Origin of the sequence: Pseudoalteromonas sp. S3178 (assembly GCF_005886985.1) — a bacterium.
Lineage (GTDB): Bacteria > Pseudomonadota > Gammaproteobacteria > Enterobacterales > Alteromonadaceae > Pseudoalteromonas > Pseudoalteromonas carrageenovora.
Genome location: NZ_PNCW01000549.1, coordinates 1 through 296, shown reverse-complemented (window position 1 = coordinate 296; position 296 = coordinate 1). Strand labels below are relative to the sequence as shown.

The window sequence follows — 296 nt, the reverse complement described above, 5'->3', positions numbered from 1 at the left end:
TGTGCGCCGTGCGGGGGATGTGATCCCGCAAGTAACGCAAGTGGTATTAGAACGTCGCCCTGATACGGTGCGTGATATTACGTTTCCAGACACTTGCCCTGTGTGTGACTCGCACGTTGAGCGGGTAGAAGGGGAGGCGATAACTCGTTGCACGGGGGGTTTGGTATGCCAAGCGCAGCGTAAACAAGCCATTAAACATTTCTCATCACGTAAAGCGCTTGATATTGATGGGTTGGGAGACAAAATTGTCGAACAATTGGTTGATAGAGAACTTATACATACGCCTGCAGATTTAT

General features: G+C 49.3%; 1 pseudogene. It reads left to right on the top strand.

The window, feature by feature from the left end:
• Positions 1 to 296, top strand: a pseudogene (gene ligA, locus CWC11_RS22155) (NAD-dependent DNA ligase LigA); the annotation flags it as partial.